General features: G+C 63.6%; 6 protein-coding genes. 5 read left to right on the top strand and 1 reads right to left on the bottom strand.

Annotation, left to right across the window (positions count from 1 at the left end):
- Together ACTRWG_RS14125 and ACTRWG_RS14120 are read left to right on the top strand one after the other, a co-directional pair.
- Positions 1 to 512, top strand: a 512-nt coding sequence (locus ACTRWG_RS14125) for a DUF1236 domain-containing protein (protein WP_462829477.1), incomplete at its 5' end; no start/stop codon positions are given.
- 156 nt (positions 513 to 668) lie between these two features.
- Positions 669 to 1,829, top strand: a complete 1,161-nt coding sequence (locus ACTRWG_RS14120; protein ID WP_027237081.1) for an isovaleryl-CoA dehydrogenase — start codon at positions 669 to 671, stop codon at positions 1,827 to 1,829.
- Positions 1,830 to 1,925: 96 nt separating this feature from the next.
- Here ACTRWG_RS14120 and ACTRWG_RS14115 read toward each other — a convergent pair whose 3' ends face one another.
- Positions 1,926 to 2,528 carry an OmpW/AlkL family protein gene (locus ACTRWG_RS14115; protein WP_027237082.1) on the bottom strand — a complete coding sequence of 201 codons (603 nt, stop codon included), beginning with the start codon at positions 2,526 to 2,528 and terminating at the stop codon, positions 1,926 to 1,928.
- A gap of 149 nt (positions 2,529 to 2,677) precedes the next feature.
- Here ACTRWG_RS14115 and ACTRWG_RS14110 point away from each other — a divergent pair, with 149 nt between their 5' ends.
- The 3 genes from ACTRWG_RS14110 to ACTRWG_RS14100 all read left to right on the top strand — a co-directional run bounded on the left by ACTRWG_RS14110 (position 2,678) and on the right by ACTRWG_RS14100 (position 6,382).
- Complete coding sequence (locus ACTRWG_RS14110; protein ID WP_027237083.1) at positions 2,678 to 4,204, top strand: AMP-binding protein; 1,527 nt, start codon at positions 2,678 to 2,680, stop codon at positions 4,202 to 4,204.
- On the top strand, positions 4,204 to 4,701 hold the full coding sequence (locus ACTRWG_RS14105) for a hypothetical protein (protein ID WP_154667796.1): 498 nt from the start codon (positions 4,204 to 4,206) through the stop codon (positions 4,699 to 4,701). The genes ACTRWG_RS14110 and ACTRWG_RS14105 overlap by 1 nt, the downstream gene beginning before the upstream one ends.
- A 76-nt stretch (positions 4,702 to 4,777) precedes the next feature.
- Positions 4,778 to 6,382: a carboxyl transferase domain-containing protein gene (locus ACTRWG_RS14100; RefSeq protein WP_462829475.1), complete on the top strand. Its 1,605-nt coding sequence runs from the start codon at positions 4,778 to 4,780 to the stop codon at positions 6,380 to 6,382.
- Positions 6,383 to 6,388 lie beyond the last annotated feature (6 nt).

Genomic DNA, 6,388 nt, shown 5'->3' with positions numbered 1-6,388 from the left:
CCGACGGCTCGGTTGATCTTGAGGGCTGCCTTGAGGAAAGCAACTGGTGCAAGGTCGCATACGATGGTGCGGACGGCTGGGCCTATGGTGAATACCTGACTGGGGCCGTCACCGAAAAATTCGTTCCGGTGGTTGCCAAGGAAAGCCCTGTCAAGTTCAACACCGTGACCTATACCACCACTGAAACCGGTGAAACCGATGCAGCAATGGGCGCACTCGGCGGCGCGATCACCGGCGGCCTGATTGCCGGTCCGGCCGGCGTCGTCGCGGGGGCCGTGGCAGGCAGCCTCGCAGGGGAAGCCGCTGTGCCGGACGAGAAAGTCGTCACCTATGTGCGCAGCAATGCCACCGAACCGGTGTACGTGCAGGGTGAAGTGGTGACTGGCGTCATGATCCCGGAGGAAGTGGAGCTGACCGCGGTTCCGGACTCCGAATACCGCTATGTCTACCTGAACGGCTTGCCTGTGCTGGTTGAGGCGGATGACCGCACGGTGGTCTACGTGGTGCGCTGATCCGGTCCAAAGCGAAATTGTGCGGGCGGTCCCTTGCGGGCCGCCCGTTGCCGTTTGCGGTGTCCGCACAGGAACACGATTGACCCGAATCGTGCCCTGGTCTATTGAATTGAACAACTGTTCATATAATCGGCTGTGCCCTGGAGGATCTGCGGGATGTTCAACGCAAGCATGAGTTTCGATCTTGGTGAGGATGTTAACGCCCTGCGCGATGTGGTTCACCGCTGGGCGCAGGACCGCGTCAAGCCGATGGCGCAGGAGATCGACCAGAACAACGAATTCCCTGCCGGTCTGTGGCAGGAGATGGGTGAGCTGGGCCTGCTCGGCATCACCGTGCCGGAAGAATTCGGCGGCGCGGGCATGTCTTACCTCGCCCACACCGTCGCGGTTGAGGAAATCGCACGGGCCTCGGCCTCCGTTTCGCTGTCCTACGGCGCGCACTCCAACCTCTGCGTTAATCAGATCAAACTGAACGGCAATGCGGAGCAGAAGCAGAAATACCTGCCGCGGCTGATCTCTGGTGAGCACGTCGGCGCGCTGGCGATGTCAGAGGCGGGCGCGGGTTCGGACGTGGTCTCGATGAGCTTGCGCGCGGAAAAGCGCAACGACCACTTCCGCCTGAACGGCAACAAGTACTGGATCACCAACGGCCCGGATGCCGATACGCTGGTGGTCTACGCCAAGACCGATCCGGAGGCGGGCTCCAAGGGCATCACCGCCTTCCTGATCGAAAAGGAGATGAAGGGTTTCTCCACCTCCAAGCATTTCGACAAGCTGGGGATGCGCGGCTCCAACACTGCCGAGCTGGTGTTTGAAGACGTGGAAGTCCCGTTTGAGAACGTGCTGGGCGAAGAGGGCAAGGGCGTGCGCGTGCTGATGTCCGGCCTGGATTATGAGCGCGTGGTGCTGGCGGGCATCGGCCTGGGTATCATGGCGTCCTGCATGGATGAGATGATGCCCTACATGGCGGAGCGCAAGCAATTCGGCCAGCCGATCGGGAACTTCCAGCTGATGCAGGCCAAGATTGCCGACATGTACACGGCGATGAACTCGGCGCGGGCCTATGTCTACGAAGTCGCGAAATCCTGCGACAACGGCACCGTGACCCGCCAGGACGCGGCGGCCTGCTGCCTTTATGCGTCCGAGGTGGCGATGACCCAGGCGCACCAGGCGGTGCAGGCCTTTGGCGGCGCGGGCTATTTGTCCGACAACCCGGTCGGCCGCATCTTCCGCGATGCCAAGCTGATGGAAATCGGCGCAGGCACCAGCGAGATCCGCCGGATGCTGATCGGCCGCGAGCTGATGGGTACCATGTAACAAACGAAAACCCCGCGCATCCCAGGGAGGCGCGGGGTTTGAAACAAGCCTGGCGGCACGAGGCCAGCCGCCAGACCGGAACAAAGTCACTAAGGATCAGAAGCGGTGCACGTAAGCGAGGTTCACGACAACCGGATCAATCTCTGCGGTGCCGATTGCGGCGCCGTTCAGGGTTGCGTCGGTGTCGATGTCCATCCAGCGCACGTTGAACCGCAGCGCGCCATTGTCGGAGATCTGGTAGTCGGCACCGGCGTTGACCGCCACACCAAAGCTGTCATCGAGGTCGAGCGTGCCAAGCGCGGTCTCTTCCTCAAAGAAGGTGGTGTAGTTCAGGCCCAGACCCAGGAACGGCTTGACCTTGCCGGCGGTCGGGAAGTGGTAGTTGACCGACAGGGTCGGCGGCAGCTGCTTGGCGGACGCTGCAAACGCGCCGTTCAGGCGAACGTCATGCTCGAACGGCGAGGCCGCCAGCAGCTCGACACCCCAGTTGTCGCGGAAGAAGTATTCAACGGTCAGCGAAAGCGCGGTGCCATCGTCGATATCCGCTGCGGCGCCGGCCAGGGTGCCGTTGCCGGATTTCGGGTTGACGTTGGCGATACCAACACCAACGGTCCAGTCGCCTTGCTGCTGGGCCAGCGCGGGGCCAGCCAGGGCGGCGAGGGCAGAAGTCAGTGCCAAAGCGGAAACGATGCGTTTCATCGGGTGCGTCCCTTTTCTTGTGTTTACCCCGCAGTGGTGCCCCATGGCGCGGCCGAAAACTCTGATCTGGATCAAGGGGCGGATCGCTTTCCCCTTGAAAAGCCGGTGAAAAATTGCATGTCCGCCATGCGTTTCGGGAATGTCTAAATATGCATGACACCTGTAACATTCCCGGGCTTCGCGCTGATGGCAGCTGGGACCTGCCGGAGCGGCTGAACATGGCCGCGCAATGCCTGTCGCATCCGGCTGAAAAGACCGCCCTGATTGATATGACCGGTCCGGCGCGGCGGGACATTTCTTACGGCGGGCTTGCGGAGATGACCGACGGGCTGGCCCGCTACCTGCTGCAGCGTATCCAGCCGGGCGACCGGGTCGGGGTGCTGCTCAGCCAGTCGCCCTGGTGCGCCGCGGCGCATCTGGCGATCTGGAAGGCAGGCGGCATCTCGGTGCCCTTGTTCAAGCTGTTCAAGCGCGACGCGCTGGCGTCACGCGCCGGCGACGCGGGTGTGCGCTTCGTCTTCACCGACGCCGAGGGCGCCGGCCTGCTAGGCGATCTGGCCGAAGCGGTGATGACGGACAGCGCCGGGCTGGAGGGGGCACCGGTCCCCTTCGCCGATACCGCGCCGGATACGCCTGCCGTTCTGATCTACACCTCCGGTACCACCGGCAGCCCCAAGGGCGCGTTGCACGGCCACCGCGTGCTGACCGGCCATCTGCCGGGCGTTGCGATCAGCCACGACCACCTTGGCCAGCCCGGCGATGTCCTCTGGACGCCGGCCGACTGGGCCTGGATCGGCGGGCTGTTCGACGTGCTGATGCCGGGCCTGGCGCTGGGCGTGCCGGTGGTTGCCGCGCGACTGGACAAGTTCTCGCCTGAAGCCTGCGCCGGTCTGATCGCCAAGGCAGGCGTGCGCAATATCTTCTTCCCCCCAACGGCGCTGCGGATGCTGAAGGCAGCAGGGCAGGGGCTCAACGGCCTGCGCTCTGTTGCCAGCGGCGGAGAGCCCCTGGGCGCAGAGATGCTCGCCTGGGGCCGGCGCCGGCTGGGCATGACCATCAACGAATTCTACGGCCAGACCGAATGCAACATGGTTGCCTCCTCCTGCGCGGCAGATTTCGATCCGCGGCCGGGCTGCATCGGCAAGGCTGTGCCGGGGCATGAACTGGCAGTGATCGACGAAGCGGGCAACCCTACCGAAGGCGAAGGCGACGTCGCGATCCGCCGCGGTTCTGCCTCAATGCTGCTGGAATACTGGAACCGGCCCGAAGAGACCGCCGCCAAGTTCCGCGGCGAGTGGCTGGTCACTGGCGACCGCGGCATCTGGGACGGCGATTACCTGCGCTTTGTCGGCCGCGAGGATGATGTGATCACCTCCGGCGGCTACCGAATTGGCCCGGCGGAGATCGAGGATTGCCTGCTGACTCACCCAAGCGTCGCGACGGTGGGTGTGGTCGGCAAGCCCGACAACCTGCGCACCGAGATCGTCAAAGCTTATGTGGTGCTGAAACCCGGTGCCGCGGCCTCCGAGAAGGAGCTGCAGGACTACGTCAAGGACCGCCTCGCGCATTATTCCTATCCGCGCGAGGTGGCGTTCCTGGACGCGCTGCCGATGACCGTGACCGGCAAGGTGATCCGCAAGGAGCTGAAGGCGCGGGCTGCGGGGGAGGTGAACTGATGAAACAGCCAGCTCCTTTCGCAATTGCAGCCAGTGTCTTTGCTTTGGGCATGGTGTCACCACCTGCAGCGACAGGTGATGAGCACTCCCATTTTGATACACCTGGTTTTCTATCCGCGTGCACGGTGTTTGTCCCGGATGTTGCCTTTGCGGTGCCGATGGACACTCAATGCGTCTCGCAGGCAGTCCGCATGTGCAACTTGAGCCGCGAAATGAAGGCTTTGCAGCATTGTGCTGACCTTGCCGCGGCTTGGATGGAGGCGGATGGGGCAAGCATCGTCAGTCAAATGCCCGGTTTTGATGAGAGTGTTCTTGATGACAATTGGCACGAAGGTTTGTCTTTGCCTGCTTTGGCCGACGCGCCGGATTGCACCAAGGTCTTTGACCCCAATCTGCCACCCGAAACAGCGTGCCGCTATTCCGAAGCACTTTCAGAATGGCTTAAGCTGAGAATTTTGCTGCGCAGTGAAGTTGTGGCCGGGGATGCAAGCCAATGACCTACGGTGTTGCACACCCGGCGTACGCTGCGCCAACCGGAAATATAGATCTCAACCCTATAACGGGAGAGTGGACATGAAACTCACATCCAAGGCGATGCCCTCTTCGGAAGGCTTCAAGCAGAACCGCGAGGCGCATCTGGACGCCCTCGCGCAGATCAGCGAAGCGGCCGAGGCCGCGCGCATGGGCGGCGGCGAGAAATCCCGCGCCCGCCACGAGAGCCGCGGCAAGATGCTGCCGCGCCGCCGGGTGGCGAACCTCCTCGATCCCGGCTCCCCGTTTCTGGAAATCGGCGCCACAGCGGCGCACGCCATGTATGACGGTGCGGCACCTGCGGCAGGTGTGATCGCAGGCATCGGCCGGGTGCACGGCCAAGAGGTCATGGTGGTCTGCAACGACGCCACCGTGAAGGGCGGCACCTATTACCCGATGACGGTGAAGAAGCACCTGCGCGCGCAGGAGATCGCGGAGGAGAACCGTCTTCCCTGCATCTACCTTGTCGACTCGGGGGGCGCCAACCTGCCCAATCAGGACGAGGTATTCCCCGACCGCGACCACTTCGGGCGCATCTTCTACAACCAGGCCCGGATGTCGGCCAAGGGCATCCCGCAGATTGCCGTCGTCATGGGCTCCTGCACCGCAGGCGGTGCCTATGTGCCAGCGATGTCGGATGTGACCATCATCGTGAAGGAGCAGGGCACCATCTTCCTGGCGGGCCCGCCGTTGGTGAAGGCCGCGACGGGCGAGGTTGTCAGCGCCGAAGACCTGGGCGGCGGCGATGTGCACACGCGCCTGTCCGGCGTGGCCGATTACCTGGCCGAGGATGATGCCCACGCGCTGGCGCTCGCGCGGCGCTCGGTGCAGTCGCTGAACATCACCAAGCCGCTGACGGTGAATTGGGCCAGCCCGGAAGAGCCTGCCTACGACCCCGAGGAAATCCTGGGCGTGGTGCCCGGCGACCTGCGCACGCCCTACGACATTCGCGAGGTAATCGCGCGGCTGGTCGACGGCTCCCGCTTTGACGAATTCAAGCCGCGCTTCGGCGAAACGCTTGTCACTGGCTTTGCCCACCTCAAGGGCTGCCCGATCGGCATTGTCGCCAACAACGGTGTGCTGTTCTCCGAAGCCGCACAGAAGGGCGCGCATTTCGTCGAGCTGTGCAGCCAGCGCAAGATCCCGCTGGTGTTCCTGCAGAACATCACCGGCTTCATGGTCGGCCGCAAATACGAAAACGAGGGCATCGCCCGCCACGGCGCCAAGATGGTGACCGCTGTTGCCACCACCAACGTCCCCAAGATCACCATGCTGGTCGGCGGGTCCTTCGGGGCCGGCAATTACGGCATGTCGGGCCGCGCCTACCAGCCGCGGTTCCTGTGGACCTGGCCGAACTCCCGCATCTCGGTGATGGGCGGCGAGCAGGCGGCGGGCGTGCTGGCGACTGTGAAACGCGATGCCATCGAACGCCAGGGCGGCAGCTGGAGCGCCGAGGAAGAAGCCGACTTCAAGCGCCCCACCATCGAGATGTTCGAGGAGCAGAGCCACCCGCTCTATGCCTCGGCGCGCCTTTGGGATGACGGCATCATCGACCCGCGCAAATCCCGCGACGTGCTGGCACTTTCGCTCAGCGCGGCGCTGAACGCCCCGATTGAAGATACACGCTTCGGCGTCTTCCGGATGTAAATTCCG

The sequence above is a fragment of the Leisingera sp. G5_S3_59_S7 genome (assembly GCF_054968485.1).
The sequence above is the reverse complement of the archived record's forward strand: the minus strand, read 5'-3'. Positions and strand labels throughout refer to the sequence as shown.